15 protein-coding genes are annotated in these 16,387 nt (G+C 66.3%); 9 read left to right on the top strand and 6 right to left on the bottom strand.

From position 1 onward, the window contains the following. Positions 1–86: 86 nt before the first annotated feature. Positions 87–956, top strand: coding sequence for a UTP--glucose-1-phosphate uridylyltransferase GalU (gene galU / locus ACQ6S1_RS05660; RefSeq protein WP_445040157.1), 870 nt, complete (start codon positions 87–89; stop codon positions 954–956). On the opposite strand, the gene ACQ6S1_RS05655 is transcribed toward galU, so the two are convergent. Continuing rightward, entirely contained in the window at positions 957–2,378 is a 1,422-nt protein-coding gene (locus ACQ6S1_RS05655; RefSeq protein WP_445040156.1) for an outer membrane beta-barrel protein, read from the bottom strand. 110 nt (positions 2,379–2,488) lie between these two features. On the opposite strand from ACQ6S1_RS05655, the gene ACQ6S1_RS05650 reads away from it, so the two are divergent. From ACQ6S1_RS05650 to ACQ6S1_RS05640, 3 genes are all read left to right on the top strand, one after another. Further along, complete coding sequence (locus ACQ6S1_RS05650) at positions 2,489–3,529, top strand: KpsF/GutQ family sugar-phosphate isomerase (RefSeq protein WP_445040155.1); 1,041 nt, start codon at positions 2,489–2,491, stop codon at positions 3,527–3,529. Between the two features lie 139 nt (positions 3,530–3,668). Further along, positions 3,669–3,794, top strand: a complete 126-nt coding sequence (ykgO, locus tag ACQ6S1_RS05645) for a type B 50S ribosomal protein L36 (RefSeq protein WP_114957376.1) — start codon at positions 3,669–3,671, stop codon at positions 3,792–3,794. Between the two features lie 58 nt (positions 3,795–3,852). Then, a complete protein-coding gene (locus ACQ6S1_RS05640; RefSeq protein WP_445040154.1) occupies positions 3,853–4,482 on the top strand; it encodes a tetratricopeptide repeat protein in 630 nt (209 codons plus the stop codon). 8 nt (positions 4,483–4,490) lie between these two features. On the opposite strand, the gene ACQ6S1_RS05635 is transcribed toward ACQ6S1_RS05640, so the two are convergent. Then, the gene (locus ACQ6S1_RS05635) at positions 4,491–5,021 is read right to left on the bottom strand and encodes a DUF1036 domain-containing protein (RefSeq protein ID WP_445040153.1); all 531 of its coding nucleotides are present in this window, start codon (positions 5,019–5,021) and stop codon (positions 4,491–4,493) included. A 156-nt stretch (positions 5,022–5,177) separates the two neighbouring features. Beyond that, positions 5,178–6,086, bottom strand: coding sequence for a DMT family transporter (locus ACQ6S1_RS05630; RefSeq protein ID WP_445040152.1), 909 nt, complete (start codon positions 6,084–6,086; stop codon positions 5,178–5,180). 10 nt (positions 6,087–6,096) lie between these two features. On the opposite strand from ACQ6S1_RS05630, the gene ACQ6S1_RS05625 reads away from it, so the two are divergent. The 3 genes from ACQ6S1_RS05625 to ACQ6S1_RS05615 all read left to right on the top strand — a co-directional run bounded on the left by ACQ6S1_RS05625 (position 6,097) and on the right by ACQ6S1_RS05615 (position 7,625). Further along, positions 6,097–6,948, top strand: a complete 852-nt coding sequence (locus ACQ6S1_RS05625) for an N-formylglutamate amidohydrolase (RefSeq protein WP_445040151.1) — start codon at positions 6,097–6,099, stop codon at positions 6,946–6,948. 10 nt (positions 6,949–6,958) lie between these two features. Continuing rightward, positions 6,959–7,252, top strand: coding sequence for a DUF1244 domain-containing protein (locus ACQ6S1_RS05620; protein ID WP_445040276.1), 294 nt, complete (start codon positions 6,959–6,961; stop codon positions 7,250–7,252). Between the two features lie 127 nt (positions 7,253–7,379). Next, positions 7,380–7,625 (top strand): DUF2312 domain-containing protein, encoded by a 246-nt coding sequence (locus ACQ6S1_RS05615; protein WP_445040150.1) that lies wholly within the window; start codon positions 7,380–7,382, stop codon positions 7,623–7,625. Positions 7,626–7,664: 39 nt separating this feature from the next. Here the strand turns inward: ACQ6S1_RS05615 and ACQ6S1_RS05610 are convergent, their stop codons facing one another. The 3 genes from ACQ6S1_RS05610 to ACQ6S1_RS05600 all read right to left on the bottom strand — a co-directional run bounded on the left by ACQ6S1_RS05610 (position 7,665) and on the right by ACQ6S1_RS05600 (position 12,933). Continuing rightward, entirely contained in the window at positions 7,665–9,320 is a 1,656-nt protein-coding gene (locus ACQ6S1_RS05610) for a peptidoglycan L,D-endopeptidase MepK (protein ID WP_445040149.1), read from the bottom strand. Between the two features lie 201 nt (positions 9,321–9,521). Further along, the gene (locus ACQ6S1_RS05605) at positions 9,522–11,408 is read right to left on the bottom strand and encodes a L,D-transpeptidase family protein (RefSeq protein WP_445040148.1); all 1,887 of its coding nucleotides are present in this window, start codon (positions 11,406–11,408) and stop codon (positions 9,522–9,524) included. Between the two features lie 76 nt (positions 11,409–11,484). Beyond that, positions 11,485–12,933, bottom strand: a complete 1,449-nt coding sequence (locus ACQ6S1_RS05600) for a sigma-54-dependent transcriptional regulator (RefSeq protein ID WP_445040147.1) — start codon at positions 12,931–12,933, stop codon at positions 11,485–11,487. Between the two features lie 157 nt (positions 12,934–13,090). Here ACQ6S1_RS05600 and ACQ6S1_RS05595 point away from each other — a divergent pair, with 157 nt between their 5' ends. Next, positions 13,091–14,911, top strand: coding sequence for a M3 family oligoendopeptidase (locus tag ACQ6S1_RS05595; protein WP_445040275.1), 1,821 nt, complete (start codon positions 13,091–13,093; stop codon positions 14,909–14,911). Between the two features lie 21 nt (positions 14,912–14,932). Next, on the top strand, positions 14,933–16,312 hold the full coding sequence (locus ACQ6S1_RS05590; protein ID WP_445040146.1) for an ABC1 kinase family protein: 1,380 nt from the start codon (positions 14,933–14,935) through the stop codon (positions 16,310–16,312). Positions 16,313–16,387: the final 75 nt, after the last annotated feature.

The following is a 16,387-nucleotide window of genomic DNA, read 5'->3' as shown; positions in this document are numbered from 1 at the left end:
AAAAGACTAAACTTTCCTGCGGACGTCAAAGACGACGCCCGTTTCGGAAAGCCCGCCACGCCCTGTAACGCTCCAGAGTTTTCCCAATGAAGCGCATCCGCAAAGCAGTCTTCCCCGTCGCCGGTCTCGGCACCCGCTTCCTCCCCGCCACCAAGGCGGTGCCCAAGGAAATGCTGACGGTGGTGGACCGTCCCGTGATCCAGCACGTGGTGGACGAGGCCCGTGCGGCCGGCATCGAGCACTTCATCTTCGTGACCGGGCGCAATAAGGGCGTCATCGAAGACCATTTCGACAAGCAGTTCGAACTGGAAGCCACGCTCGAGCGGCGCGGCAAGACAAAGGAGCTGAAGGCGCTGCAGGACGATCTTCCCGCCGCAGGCCAGACCAGCTTCACCCGCCAGCAGGAGCCGCTGGGCCTTGGCCATGCGGTGTGGTGCGCGCGCGATATCGTGGGCGACGAGCCGTTCGCGGTGTTGCTGCCCGACATGCTTCACCATGGCCCGAGCTGCCTTGCGGGCATGATCGAGGTCTACAATCAGAGCGGCGGAAACGTGCTGGCGGTGAACGAGGTGCCCAAGGAGCAGGTGCACCAGTACGGCATCGTGGGCGTGGGCGAGGCGAAGGGGCCGGGCTTCCGCATCACCTCCATGGTGGAGAAGCCAAAGGCCGAGGACGCGCCTTCCAATTATTCGATCTCCGGCCGCTACATCCTGCAGCCCGAAATCTTCGATCTTCTGTCGCAGCAGGGCGCGGGCGCCGGCGGTGAAATCCAGCTGACGGATTCCATGCTGACGCTGGCGGAGAAACAGGATTTCTTCGGCTATCGCTTCGATGGCCGCATCTTCGATTGCGGCTCCAAGATCGGCTTCCTGACCGCCAATCTGGCCTACGGGCTGGAGCGCGAGGACTTGGCCAAGGATCTCCGCGCCGAAATCGCGGCCATCAAGGGCGCCTGATCAACGGCGGACGCTGATGCCGGCCTCGATGAGGTTGGCGGTGTAATCCTCTCCGGGCAGGGTGGTGTTGTAATCGTGGTGCGCCACCCGCCCGTGGATCGCGAGCGTGCGGGTCATGCGGTATTCGACGCCGAGCTCCGCCGTGATCTCGTCGATGTTGTAATCGATCCCCGAATAATCCGAATGCTGGAAGGCGAGGCTGCTTTTCAGCAGGAGATTGCGCCGCAGCGCATGCTCGATCCCAGCGGTCGCGGTGCGCACCAGGGCGCCGGCGGTATCCGGACGAGTGGTCTCGTCGAGGCTGCTGTCGGCGGTCAGCGTGATCGTGGTGAGCGGCGTCGGTCGCCAGATCAGCGAGCCCTCGGCCACAAGGCCGTTGATGCGGGGCAAGGACGGGTCGTCGGAAATCTGGTCGCGATACCCCACCTTGCCGACCACCGTGAGCAGGGCGCTGGGCTCGAACCGGGTGCCGATCGCGACTTCATAGCCATCCGATGAGCGCCTGAGACCGAGGGCATCGATCTCCTGATCGCGTTCACGACGATTCACCGAGGCTTCCACGAACGGCTCCAGCGCGGTCGAGATCTCGTAGCCGCTGCGCAGGCGCAATTCGTAGGCGGTGAAGCTGCGCTCGGAATTGTTGACGATCTCGCCGCTGTTGAGCTCGGCATCTTCATAGAGCGTGCGGTCGGCCAGCGCCTCGATGGTGAGCGAGGCGCGGTTCGGCTTCAGCGTGCCGCCGATCGTGCCGCCGAGATGACGAACCTCCGGACGCGACGCGAGGCCATCGGGCAGTTCAGGGTCGCCCGGGCTTTCGCTTTCCTGCGCGGCGCGGACGGCCAGGTTGAGCTGGAATTCACGGCGCACATCGAGGCGCGCGCTGGCCTCGCCGGTGAAATCCGGGGCATCGAGATCGGGAAATTCGCGATAGGCGGTGTAGCCGGCCTGTATCGACCCCCGCAGAACGTGGCGGGGCCAGTCGGATTCCACGTCGAGGCGGCCGATCGTGCGCGAATAGGCCGAACCCTCGCCATTCGGCTCGGCCCGGGCGTTGTCGGTGTAGCCCACATTCTGATCGACCTGCGGACGGACGATGAACGCACCTGTCCGGATGCCAATCGGTGCGTAGGCGTCTTCCTCCTCGGCGCGGCGGCGTGGCGTGCGCGTGGGCAAGGCGCTTGCCTCGGGCAGGGGCGCGGACGGTTCCACGACATCCGGCGTCGCGGCGTTCGCGGCGAACGGATCGGCTTCCGCCAGCGGAGGCGCTGCGGGATCTGTTCCATCGGAGGTTTCCGCGGAAATGTTTGCGGGGACCGCCTCGGCCGGCAGGGAGCCGCGCAATTCCTGGGCGGACCCGCGAGACGGCAGTGCGAGCGTGCCCGCCAGCAGCAGGGCGCACAGAGCCGGCCGGGCGCGGCGCACAGCTGCCCGCCCATCGCTTCGGAAAGAATCGCGCCCCGCCAACATGGTTAAGGAAAATCGAACAGGTGTGGTTAACGCCGCGTTTCCATCCTTGATTGAGGGCGGCTTGAATGCGGGGAGGGCGCGGGACTAAAAGAAGCGCTTTCCGCAGGAGTGTACCCGTGCTGTCCAGACCCGCGCCCGAGGCCGGCTTCGATTCCGCCTCATCGGCTCGCCGCACATTGCGTTGCGAAATGGAGGGGCTCGGCGGTCTGGCCGCAGCGCTCGACGGCCCGCTCGGCAAGGCGCTGGATCAGGCCGTCGACGTGCTCGGCGGCGCGACCCGCGTCATCGTGACCGGCATGGGCAAGAGCGGCCATGTGGGCCGCAAGCTTGCCGCGACCTTCGCCTCGACCGGCACGCCATCCTCCTTCGTCCACCCGGCGGAGGCGAGCCATGGCGATCTCGGCATGATCACCGCGCAGGACGTGGTGCTGGCGCTGTCGTGGTCCGGAGAGACGGTGGAGCTGCGCGACATGCTGCACCACACGCGCCGCTTCAAGGTGAAGCTGATCGCCATGACCTCCAATCCGGAGAGCGCGCTGGCCCGCAATTCCGACATCGCGCTTGTGCTGCCGAAGGCGCCGGAGGCCTGCCCGCACGGGCTGGCGCCGACCACCTCCACCACCATGCAGCTTGCCCTCGGAGATGCGCTGGCGGTGGCCCTGCTGGAAAGCCGCGGCTTCACGCCGACCGATTTTCAGGCCTTCCACCCGGGCGGCAAGCTGGGAGCCAGCCTGATGCTGGTGCGCGATCTGATGCACCGGAACGAGGCCGTGCCGCTGGTGGACCTCGGCACGCCGATGTCGGACGCGATCCTCGCGATCAGCACCAAGAGCTTCGGTTGCGTCGGCGTGGTGTCGGAGGATGGCCGCCTCGCCGGCATCGTCACCGACGGCGATCTGCGCCGCCACATGAACCCGCGCCTGCTGGAACGGCCGATCGACGAGGTGATGACCCGCACGCCGCGCATCGTCGGCCCCGATGTCATGGCGAGCGCCGCGCTCGAGATCCTGAACTCCGCGAAGATCATGGCCCTCTTCGTGGTCGAGGAGGGCCGGCCGGTCGGGATCGTGCATGTGCACGATCTGTTGCGCGCCGGAGTGGCTTGAGGGACGGTTCGGGATTGCATTTTCGGCCGGCTTGGCCTAGATAGCCGGCCACATCACGATGCTTTGACATCAATCACCCCGGCCGCTCAGGCGGCCGCGATCGTTTCCGGCGTGCGCCGCACCAACAGGCAAGAGACCGATGAAGATCCGCAATTCCCTGAAGTCGCTGCGCGACCGCCATCGGGACAACCGTATCGTGCGCCGCAAGGGCCGCGTCTACATCATCAACAAGACCCAGAAGCGCTTCAAGGCACGCCAGGGCTGAGGCCCGGCCACCTGTATTGTGCTTTGACGGAACGGCGGCGGGGCTCTAGCCTATGGCTATGAGAGCGCGCTGCCTTGTTCTGTTTGCAATCGGCATTCTGCTGCTGCCGGGTGCGGCTGCCCACGCGCAGGACGCGACCGATTCGCCCAAGGGCGATGCGCACATTCTGTCGTCGCACGCGGCTACGGACGAATCGCCCGTCAGTCGGCAAGGTCGGCTCGATCGGCTGTTCGAAAGGCTGTCGGCGGCCACGAGCGCCGAAGACGCCAAGCGCTATGAGAGCAGCATCGAGGCCTTGTGGCAGCGCTCCGGCAGCGATACCGCCGATCTCCTTACCGCACGTGCCCTGGAACTTGCCGCTTCCGATGATCGGGACGGGGCCATGAAGCTTCTGGCTGCCGCGCTGGACGCCAAGCCGGATTATGCCGAGGGCTGGAACAAGCGCGCGACGTTGTTCTTCCTGCGCGGCGATTACGGCCATGCCATGCGCGATATTCGCGAGACGCTGCGCTACGAGCCGCGGCATTACGGGGCCTGGGCGGCTCTGGGGCGCATTCTCGAGCAGAGCGGTGACGAGCGTCGGGCTCTAAATGCCTATCGCCGGGCATTGGCCATCCATCCGCAGCTCGAGGGGCTGCAGGATCAGGTCCGGAATCTCGCCAACAAGGTGCTGGGCGAGGAAATCTAGGTGAAAATCTAACGGTTGCCGTTGGGAGAGGCGGCGGCGGTTGCGCCGCGCCCGGTCTCGGGGCCGGCTTCGGTTTTGCTCGCGGTGCCGGGCGAATCAGTCAGCTGAACGGTCCAGCTGCGCTGCTCCTTTGTGTCGATCTCGAAGAAGCCGGTGCGGGCGAAACCCCGGGCCAGGCAATTGTCGACGCCGCGAATCGTGAACTCCTTTTCGCGGGTGCACATATAGGACGTGCCGCCCCATTCGCCGCCACGGTCGTAATCCATCGCGTAGACGTAATAGAATCGGGCGACGAGGGGGCCTTTCAGCAGCGTTTCGCAGCTCGATGCGGCGACGTTCCACCAGCCTTCGGTGACCCAGGTCTCGCCATCCTTGTAACCGATGGAGATGCCCACGCGGCTCGGCGTGGCGTTGCACAACCGGAAATCCACGGCCCAGGCCGCCGGAGCGGCAACACAACTCAGAGCACCGACGCCGAGCGCGAGAAGGAAGGGTTTGCACCCGTGCGCGCGACGCCGCGGAGCGAAGATCGACGTCATCCGTGATCGGCCCGCGTCAAACAGACTAAACAAGACAAGTGTGTGTATCCTTTCCAATCGCGGTGATGTCAATGACCGGGATCGGGGGCCTTCCACGCGCCAATCAGCGGGCGAAAAAGGGCGAGAGCGGGGCGAGCGGGCCCGATTGATGTGGAATCAGTGATTGCGCGGACGCGCGATGGCCACGGCAGCCAGGATGATGAGCCCGCCGGCGAGCTGAAAAATCGACAATCCCTCACCCAGAACAAGCCAGCCGAGCCCGGCAGCGGCGAATGCCTCCAGGAAAATAACAAGTGAGGAGAAAGTCGCGGGCAGATGGCCGAGCGCGAAGGCCAGCAGGCCCTGGCCACCGGCATGGCTGAGGAGCGCGAGGGCGACGAGGGCCAGCACACCCTGCATGCTTGCCGGCCATAGACTGGCTTCGAGAATAAGCGCAACGGCGCCGAGCACGGCCGCCGTGATGCAGGACGATACGAACATGATTCGCGCCGCGCCTGCCGTCTGCCGCGCCGCGCGCACGGCCAGGAAATAGCCGGCGAAAAAGATCGCGGTGACGGCTCCGTAAAGATCGCCGAGGATGCGGCCCGGCGCCAATTCGAAACTTTCGGCCACCAGCAGCGCTCCGCCGCCGCAAGCCAGCGCGAGGCCCGCCAGAGTGCGCCGGCCGATGATTTCAGCGCCCATGAGCCATGTGGCGAGCACGACCCATACCGGCGCGGTGGTGGCGAAGAATGTGGCGTTGGCCACGCTCGTATGGGTGATGGAGAAATGCCAGAAGAACAGATCGCCGGCGAACAGCAGGCCGGCCAGGATGAGCGCGGGATTACGCGCGGCCTTGACCAGCGGCACAGGCATGCCCTCGCGCTTCTGCTCCCAGCGGTCCCACGCCCACAGAAGCGGCAAAGCGAGGAAGACACGCCAGAACGCGCTTGCGAACGGGCCGGTCTCCGCCAGCCGCACGAAGATGGGGGAGGCGCCCATGGCGATTGCGCCCGCGACAAGGGCGAGCAAGGCCGAATTGACGAAGGACCGCGCGGTTTCGGTGTGGAGGGACGGCTGTGCCATGGGGCTTCCTATGGCAGAGCGCGGCGCCCGTCACTATGCTCGCCGCATGCAGCCCGCTCTTTCGCTCGATGCCTATCGCGGCCCCGTGGACATCCGCCCCGGTGCGGCGCCGGACGTGCTTTTGCTGTGCGACCATGCAAGCCACGCCGTGCCGGATGAGTTCGGCCGTCTCGGCCTGCCGGAGGCGGAGTTTCACCGGCACATCGGCTACGATATCGGCGCGGCGGAGCTTACGCGGCGTCTGGCCGAGCGGCTTGATGCGACCGCGATGTTCTGCGGCTTTTCACGGCTGCTGATCGATCCCAACCGCGGCGCCGACGATCCAACTCTGGTCATGCGCCTGTCGGACGGGGCGGTGGTTCCGGGAAATGCGCGCATCGATGATGCCGGCATTGCCGATCGCGTGGCACGCTTCCACCAGCCTTATCACGATGCGATCGCGGCCTGGATCGACGGCGCCCAGGCGGCCGGCGCCGTCCCCGTCATTGTGTCGATGCACAGCTTCACTCCCTATTGGAAGGCCGTGCCGCGCCCCTGGCACGCGGCCATCCTGTGGGATCAGGACCCAAGGCTGGCACAGCCGCTGATCGCGGGCCTGCGTGAGGATGCGGAGCTCATCGTCGGCGACAACGAGCCTTATGACGGCGCTCTGAAGAACGATACCTGTTATCGGCATGCGACCCTGCGCGGACTGGCGAACGTCTTAATCGAGGTGCGTCAGGACCTCATCTCCGAGCCTGTGGGGCAGGACGCCTGGGCGGAGCGCCTCGCGGGTGTGCTGACGCCGCTTCTGGCGCAGCCGCATCTGCATGTGGTCGAACATTGGGGCTCGCGTGCCGACCGGCCGGGCCGTGGAGGATGATGTGAGCGAGATCGACGCGAAAACCCAGACGGAATTGGAAGCGGCCGCGTTCCGCCGCCTCGTGGCGCATCTGCGTGAGCGCACCGACGTCCAGAACATCGACCTGATGAACCTGGCCGGGTTCTGCCGCAATTGCCTGTCGAACTGGATGAAGGACGCCGCCGACGAGCGTGGCGTGCCGCTCTCCAAGGATGAGAGCCGCCATCTCGTCTACGGCATGAGCTATGAGGAGTGGAAGGCGCGCCACCAGAGCGAGGCCACGCCGGAGCAGCAGAAGGCCTTCGCCGAGAGCCACCAGCACTGATCTTTCGCCAGCGGCGAGATGTGCCCGCTGTCCACAGACTTCGTGGCTGTGGCCGCTGTGCGCTTGACGAGCCCGAGGGTTAGCGGGTCAAACACCCGCCAATCGTTCGCGTTGCCGAGGTTCTGAAATGTCCGCCACCGATGTCGCCAAAGACCAGCTTCTCTCCATCATCGAGCGCATCGAGCGCCTGGAGGAGGAGAAGAAGGGCATCGCCGACGATATCAAGGAGGTCTATGCCGAGGCCAAGGGCAATGGTTTCGACACTAAGGTGCTGCGGAAGGTGATCTCGATCCGCAAGCAGGATGCCGCCGAGCGCGAAGAGCAGGATGCGATCCTGGAGCTCTACCTCAGCGCCCTGGGCATGCCGGCCTGAGGGCCGGCATCTTCCGATTTTCTGGAAATGAAAGGTGCGTCAGCCGCGAGGCTGGCGCACATCCACGATTCGGGCCGCGCGCGGCTGAGACGCTGCGAAGCGCTCCGTGCGGACATTGACAACGGCCGCGCCGGCAAAGGCATCGCTGCGGAGGCCGCCGGTGGGATTGGCGCCGAAGCTGGCCGGCACGATGGCGGCAGGCGGGGCGATCAGGCCCGCGATGGCATCCACCTGCGGGTGGGCGAGCACCACGTCCTGGTCACGCGCTGATTTCTGCTGAGACACAGCGGCCGGGGCGACGGGCTTTGCTTCCGCCGTGACGGCAACGGGCGCGGGTGCCGGCTTGGCCGCAGGAGCGGCCGGTGTCTCGGCGCCGGCGACGCGGCGCATGGCGCTGGCCACGAGGCGGGCGGCGAGATCGCTCGGAACTCCCAGGGACGCGGTGACCGGAGCCTCCGCCGCCGGGCGCAGCACGGGGACCGGAACCGGAGCCGGTTCGGCGCGGGCGACGACAGCGGCCGGGGTGACGGCATTGGCCTGCGGACGCGGCATCGGCAGGGCCGGCGCGGAAACGGGCGTGGTGGCGGTCGACAGCGCGGCCATCTCACGAGCGGGCTCGGAGCTGCCGCGAAGCGTGGCCTCAGGCCCACGCGACCAGGCCATTTGAGGGCCGGCGGGAACCTCTGGCTCGGCATAGGCCATTGCGGGACGTGCCGCCGGAACCGGAACCGGAGCGGCCTGCGCGATGGCGACGGCGGCGCTCGGCGCGGGCACGGGCGCACGTTCAGGTGCGCGCTTGTCCGACGGGGTGGTCTCCGACTTCAGATCGCGAGAGGCGACGGCCCGCGCAGGAGCGGCTGGTGCGGCCGCCGGTGCGCTGTCCTCATCCTCGTCCGCGCCGAGCAGGCGGGAAATGAAATTGCCGCCCGAGCTGCCCGACGAGGCGGACGCCATCAGGATCTCGGATTGCTTGGGAGCCGGCTGGCCCTTCACGCTCGCGCCGCTGCGGCGCACATCGGCCAGCGCGAGAGCATAATTCTGAAGCGGCTTGCCATCGGAGGGCACATGCACGGTGCGGCCATCCGGGAAGACACGGGCCAGTTCGGTGCGCGTCATGCGCGGCCAATGGCGGACATTGCCGACATCGAGATGGACGAAGGGAAGGCCGGACTTCGGATAGAAGCCGACGCCGCCGCGTTGCAGGCGCAGGCCCGCCTCGCGCACCTTGGCCATGTTGATGCCGGGAATATGGATGTCCATCGCCTTGCCGAGCGTGTGCTGGCTGTTCTTGGCGACGCCGGACGTGCGCGAGCGGAGGCCGGCATTGGTCTCGGGCGAGCGGTAGGACGAGACGATGTGCACTTCGCTGCGGGCGCCGGAATCCTTGTAGACCTCCCAGATCACGTCGAACAGACGCGGATCCATGTTGGTCTGCTTCTGGTTGCGCCAGTCGCGAAGGAAATAATTGAGCTTCTTCAGAGCGGCGGGATCGTAGCGGCCGTTCTTCTTGAAGGTGATCGCCAGGCGCTCATGCGAATGGGTGTGGTAGAAGCTGAGCGATCGGGTGTCGCCGTTGGCGACCGCGTTCTGCGTGCCTTCCGCGCCGATCGTCACGAGCAGGGCCGCCAGTCCCAGGCTTGCCCCACGCGGAAGACGACGCGAGAGGAAGCGAAAAGCGGCAGACGCTGTGTTCACCAATCTGATGCCCCCGGCCGGCTCCCCGAAAGGAGAGCGCTTCAAGATGGCGGAGTGTGCGCCGGGATGGTTAACAGCACCTTAGTGCCCGTCCCCCGACTTCCCCATCTTTCCTACCCACAAAGCTGTGGGCGCGAAACATGGCGGAAAACGGGCGCGATCACAAGAAATGTGATCGCAAAGCCGCAGCCTTGGAGGTTTCTACGACCTGGGACGAATTGCCGCTTGCTCGCGTCCGTGGAGCGCCATGGCCGACTTCATGCGGCGGTCGTGGCCGTAGATGTCGGGGCGCGTGACGAGATTGCCATCCGGCCCGGCCTCGGCGGTGAAATAGACGAGGTGGATCGGAACGCGGTGCGCGAGATTGATGCGCCGCTCGCCAGATGCGCCGATCAGCTTCTTCATGCGCGCGGAATTCCAGTCGGAATCCTCGAGCAGGACGTCGGCCAGGGCGAATGGGTCCTGCACGCGAACGCAGCCATGCGAATAGGCGCGCTGGGCGTTGGCGAACAGGCCGCGGTTCGGCGTGTCGTGCAGATAGACGGCATGCTCGTTGGGGAACATGAACTTGATGTTGCCGAGCGCATTGCGCTCGCCGGGAGGCTGCCGGAACCGAATCTTGCGCATGTCGACGCGCGACCAATCCACGTTGGTGGAATCGATCACCTGCGGGCGGCCGCCGCCGGTGTAGATCGCTTCCATGCCCTGTCGCGCGAGGTAATAGGGGTCGCGCATCAGGTTCGGCAACATTTCCTTCTTGGCGATGGAGGCGGGGATGTTCCACGCTGGATTGACGACGATGAACTGCATCTCGTCGGAGAAGATCGGGGTTTGGTTCGTGGTCTTGCCGACGATCACCCGCGTATCGTGAACGAGCGCGCCGTTGCGGACGATGCGTGCATGGTATTCCGGGATGTTGACCATGATGTGCGTCTGGCCGAGATCGCGAGGCAGCCAGCGCCAGCGTTCCATGTTGACGAGCACGAGCTCGATCTGGCTCTGCGGCGTGGAACGGTTGTTGAGAGCGGCCAACGAGCGCGGGCCAAGCAGGCCATCGGCCAAAGCGCCGGATTTCTTCTGGAAAGCGCGAACGGCCTCGACCAGGGCCTCGTCATAGATATCGGTGCCGGCGTCCGGTACGCCGAGCCGGGTGCGCAGCAAGGGTACGCGGGCATCCTGCATACCGGGCTTCAGGACCGGGCCCGGCGGAATGAGGGCGGGGCCTTCCTCAGCCTCCGCGGCGGCCTTGCGCAGCTCGGCGAGCTTGCCCTTCAGCGCCACGAATTGCGCATGTGGCGGATTGTAGGATTCGATCCACGCCGCGCCGTCCTCGTTCGAGGACAGGGTGGAGAGCACGTCCGCCGGGGCGGGGCGCGTCGGCTTGGCGGTGATGTAGGCGCTGATGGAGTTCGGCACGGTGCGGCCGCCCTGCGCCTGTCGTGCATAGGAGACGGCGGCGCGCGAAAGGGCGATCTCCGCGGCGGCGAGCGCCTCCGGCGATCCATCCTCGCTGGCCGTTTCCGGCAGAACGAAGTCGGCGCGGTCGAGGCCGTCCTCGTCGGCGCGGCCAATGCGGGCGGCGACGGCGCGGGCCTTGTCGCCGAGACGCGTGCCCTCGACCCAGATCGGTGCGTTGTTGCGCGCGGCGTAGAAGGCCGCGATCTCGGCGTCGCGCTTGTCCTCGCCCAAACGGGTGGCGATGAGGCTTTCGATGGTCTGGGCGGGCGCCTGTTCGGCGATTTGCGCGGGCGGGGCGGCGTCGAAATGCGGGGTCGCGGGCTCAGCGGGCTCCACCGTCTGCGGAACGAGCGGCAGATCGGCCGGCGGGGGGGCGTCTTCGACGACGTTTTCGGCCTGTTCGCCCGCTGCGGGCGCGGCGTCTGAACTGGGTGCCCGCTGTTCGGCTCCGGCCTGCGCTGCGGGCGCGGTTTCCGATACGGGCTCGGCAGCCTGCGGCGCAACGGCCTGCGTCTCGGCCGGAGCTTCTGCCGCAATGGCCGGAGCGGCGTCCTGAGCCCACGCCGTCAGCGGCGGGGTCGTCGCCAGAACCGCGGCGATGAGGCATGCGACGTCACGGTTCCTGCGCATCTTTCAAACTCCGGTCACGCCATTCTTATGTGCGGTCTGTGCGTTTTTTGGCAGTCACTTTCGAGCGAATACCGGCTCACGCCGCCGCTTCGGGATTCTGCGTGTCTCCCAGGCCACAAAAGCCGTCCTCAAGATCGAGATCCTTGAGCTTGCGGTAGAGAGTGGACCGCCCGATTTGCAGGCGCCGCGCGACCTCGGTCATCTGGCCGTTGTAACGGCTCAGAGCGTTGGCGATGACGTCGCGCTCGATCTCTTCGAGGCTGCGCACATGGCCGTCGGCACCCGTGAGGCGCAGGCGCCCCGGCGCGGACTGGACCTGTTGCGGCGCTTCCGCAGCCATTGCCACGGGGCCGTTGATGGCGGTCTCCGGCGTCGCGAGATCGGGGAAGTCCGCCGTGGTCAGTTCGTGGCGATCGGCGAGGGTCGCGGCACGCAGGACCGCCTTCTCGAGCTGGCGGACATTGCCGGGCCAGGCATGTCCGGTGAGCAGCGCCATGGCGGTGGCCGAGATGGCCCGAACGGGGCGGCTTTCCTCGGCGGCGAAGCGGGCGAGGAAGCTGCGCGCCAACGGTCCGATATCGCCGATGCGCGCCCGCAAAGAGGGCAGGCCGATGGGGAACACGCCGAGACGGAAATAAAGGTCCTCGCGAAAACGGCCGATCTTCACGAGATCGATCAGGTTCTCACTGCTGGCGGCAATCAGGCGCACATCGAGACGCGGCGATTTACGGCCGTCGGCGCTTTCGAGCCGCCCATCCTCGATCAGGCGCAGCAGCTTTTCCTGAGCCTCGGCATCGAGATCGCCGACATTGCCGAGGAACAGGGTACCGCCATGGGCCTCGCCCACCTTGCCACGCGCGCGGCCGTTGGCGTCGAGGCCGAACAGCACGTCGCAGGCCGTTTCGGAAGACAATGCCGCGCAATCCACGGCCACGAAGGGGCGGGAGGCGCGGTGGCCCGAGGCCGCGATGGCGCGGGCGAACAGGCGCTTGCCGGTGCCGCGCTCGCCTTCAAGCAGAACGGGGATGGTGGAAGCGGCGGCGCGCCTTCCCAGCCGCACGGCGGCAGCCATGGCCTCGCTGCGCGCCGGCAGATCGTCGAGCACGAGGGTGACGGGGCCGCGCCGCGTCATACGACGAATCTCGGCGGCGAGGCTGGCCGCACGCAAAGCGTTCTGCGCCGAGATCTGGAAACGCTCGGGGCGCACCGGCTTCACGATGAAATCCGTGGCGCCGAGACGGGTGGCGGAAAGCGCTGTGTCGGCCGCATTGGCCGAGGTCTGGACGATCACCGGCACGTCGACGCCGGCGGCTTGCAGGCGCTCCAGCACGGCGAAACCGTCGAGGTCCGGCATCACGAGATCGAGGATCACGAGGTCCACGCCGTGGCCGGGCGCGGTGAGAATGGACAAGGCCTCGGCGCCGCTGGCCACGCCGCGCACCTGATAACCGGAACGGCGCGCCATCGCCTCCAGCAGGCCCAGCTGGATGGGTTCGTCGTCAACTAGGAGAAGATGGGCACTCATCTGCCGCAAATGATTCCAGCCCCGGGGAGCCGCATCGTGGCCCGACAGGGTAAACAAGTGCTTACGAAAGCTGTGATCGCCGTGCCGGTTGAACCGTTTGCCGGACAACGCGATATGTTGAGCACATCCGAACGTCCCGTGAGGTTTCTCCGTGCATCTGCCCCGTCCCGTCTACGAATCCGCCGAGAGCAAAGCCGCCGATTCCAAACTCGGCGATCTGCCGGAATGGAATCTGGCCGATCTCTACCCTGCGCTCGATTCGCCCGAATTGGTGGCCGATCTCGCCAAGGCCGCGGAGGATGCGGCCGCGTTCGAGGAGCGCTTCAAGGGCCGGCTGACGGAATTGACCGCCAATGGCGGTCTGCTGGACGCAGTGAACGCCTACGAGGCGCTGGACGATCTGATGGGGCGTATCGGCTCCTATGCCGGCCTTGTCTATGCGGGCGATACGACCGACCCGGTGCGGGCGAAGTTCTACGGCGATGTTTCCGAGAAGCTGACGGATGCCTCCACGCATCTGATCTTCTTCACGCTGGAGCTGAACGGCATCGACGATGCCGTCCTTGATGCTGCGCTGGGCGACGATCTCGCCCGCTACCGCCCGTTCTTCGACGACGTGCGCAAGGAGCGGCCGCACCAGCTGGAGCCGCGCATCGAGCAGCTGTTCCACGAGAAGTACACGACCGGGCGGGGCGCCTGGAACCGCCTGTTCGACGAGACGATCGCGGCGCTGGAGTTCGAGGTGGGCGGCGAAAAGCTGCCGCTGGAGCGCACGCTGAACCTGCTGCAGGAGCCCGACGAGGCCGTGCGCAAGGAAGCGGCCGAAGCGCTGGCGAAGGTGTTCAAGGAGAATGTGCGCGTCTTCACGCTCATCACGAACACCCTGGCCAAGGACAAGGAGATTTCCGACCGCTGGCGCAAGTTCGAGGACATCGCGGATTCGCGGCATCTGGCGAACCGGGTCGAGCGGGAGGTGGTGGAGGCCTTGGTCGAGGCCGTGCGCGATGCCTATCCGCGCCTGTCGCACCGCTATTACACGCTGAAGGCCAAATGGTTCGGCAAGGACGTGCTGGAGCATTGGGACCGCAACGCCCCGCTGCCCAGCGTGGAGCAGCGTACCATCTCCTGGGACGAGGCGCGGGGCACCGTGCTGTCGGCCTATGGCGAATTTGCGCCGAAGATGGCCGATATCGCGCGCGATTTCTTCGACAAGAACTGGATCGATGCGCCGGCCCGCCCCGGCAAGGCGCCGGGTGCGTTCGCGCATCCCACCACGCCGTCCGCGCATCCTTATGTGCTGGTGAATTACCTCGGTAAGCCGCGCGATGTGATGACGCTCGCCCACGAGCTCGGCCATGGCGTGCACCAGGTGCTGGCCGCGCACAACGGCCCGCTGATGGCGCCGACGCCTCTGACGCTCGCGGAGACCGCCTCGGTGTTCGGCGAGATGCTGACCTTCCGCAAGATCCTGGAGGGCACCACCGATCCCGTGCAGAAGAAGGCGCTGCTGGCCTCGAAGGTCGAGGACATGCTGAACACGGTGGTTCGGCAGATCGCGTTCTACACCTTCGAGCGCCGCGTCCACACCGCGCGCCGGGAGGAGGGCGAGCTGACCTCCGACCGCCTCAACGAGATCTGGATGAGCGTGCAGGGCGAGAGCCTGGGCCCGGCGATCCGCTTCAACCCCGGCTATGAAGTCTTCTGGACCTATATCGGCCACTTCATCCATTCGCCGTTCTACGTCTACGCCTACGCATTCGGCGATTGCCTCGTGAATTCGCTCTACGCGGTCTACGAGAACGCCCATGAAGGCTTCGCCGACCGTTATTTCGAGCTTCTGGCGGCGGGTGGCACCAAGCACCATTCCGAGCTTCTGGCGCCCTTCGGCCTCGACGCCCGCGACCCCGCCTTCTGGCAGACCGGTCTGGGGCTGATCGAGCGGATGATCACCGATCTGGAGGCGCTGGAGGAGGCGTGATCGCGCCCTATCTCATCCACAATGGCTGATCCCTCCGATTCCGAACGCAACCGGCTTTCCAGCCGCCTGTCCCGTTATGCCCGCGTGGGCACCGGCATTGGCGGCGTGGCCGCCCGCATGGCCGGAGCGCGGGTGCTCGGCCAATCGCGGGGGGCGGGCGGCGCGGCCGATCTTGCCGCAGCGCTCGGTGGCCTGAAGGGGCCGCTGATGAAGGTGGCGCAACTGCTCGCCACCATTCCCGACGCGGTGCCGCCCGAATATGCCGCCGAGCTGATGAAGCTTCAAAACGAGGCGCCCCCGATGGGCGCGGCTTTCGTGCGGCGACGTATGGCCTCGGAACTGGGGCCGGACTGGCGCGAGCGGTTTGCGAACTTCGATCTCAATCCGGCCGCGGCGGCTTCACTCGGGCAAGTGCACCGTGCGAACGCGCTGGATGGCGCGGCTCTGGCCTGCAAGCTGCAATATCCGGACATGGCGTCGGCTGTGGAGGCGGATCTCTCGCAGCTCAAGATTTTGCTCGGCCTGCACCGGCGCATGGACCAGGCTATCGACACGCGCGAGATTGCCCAGGAAATCGGCGCGCGGGTGCGCGAGGAACTGGATTATCGCCGCGAGGCCAAGCATGCGGCGCTTTACGCCCTGATGCTGAATGACGTGCCGGAGGTCTCGGTGCCGGGCGTGCGGACCGAGCTTTCAACGGGCCGGCTGCTGACGCTCGACTGGCTGGACGGCCGCAAGCTGCTCGATTTCACCTCAGGATCGCAGGAGGCGCGCAACAGCCTCGCCACTGCGATCTTCAAGGCCTGGTGGCACCCGTTCGCCCATTACGGCGTGATTCATGGCGACCCGCATTTCGGCAATTACACCGTGCGTGAGCGCGACGGCGAGCCGGACGGCATCAACCTGCTGGATTATGGCTGCATCCGCGTGTTTCCGCCGCGCTTCGTGGGCGGGGTGGTCGAGCTCTATCACGGCCTGCGCACGGGAGACCGCGACCGTGTGGTGGCCGCTTATGAGGTCTGGGGATTCAAGGGCCTGTCGAACGAGCTCATCGATATCCTGAATGTCTGGGCGCGGTTCATCTATGGCCCCCTGCTCAACGATCGGGTGCAGCCCATTGCGGGCGAGGGCGTCTCGCCCACGGAATTCGGGCGCAAGCAGGCTTTTCACGTCCACAGGGCTTTGAAGGAAAAGGGCCCGGTGACGGTGCCGCGCGAATTCGTGTTCATGGACCGCGCCGCGATCGGGCTCGGCGGAGCCTTCCTGCATTTGAAGGCGGAATTGAACTTCTATCAGCTGTTCAATGCGGAAATCGCGGGCTTCTCGGAAGACGTCGTCGCCCGGCGACAGGCGGATGCTTTGGCTACCGTAGATCTTCGGATTGGCGCGATTTCCGACTAGCCAATTGGGATATTGTATGCCACAACACGGCCAAGGACGTCGCCAGAATAAGGCGCTCCCGTGGCGCAGCGTTGC

The organism is Terrihabitans aquatilis, from assembly GCF_052542005.1.
This window is presented reverse-complemented; position numbering and strand designations above follow the sequence as displayed.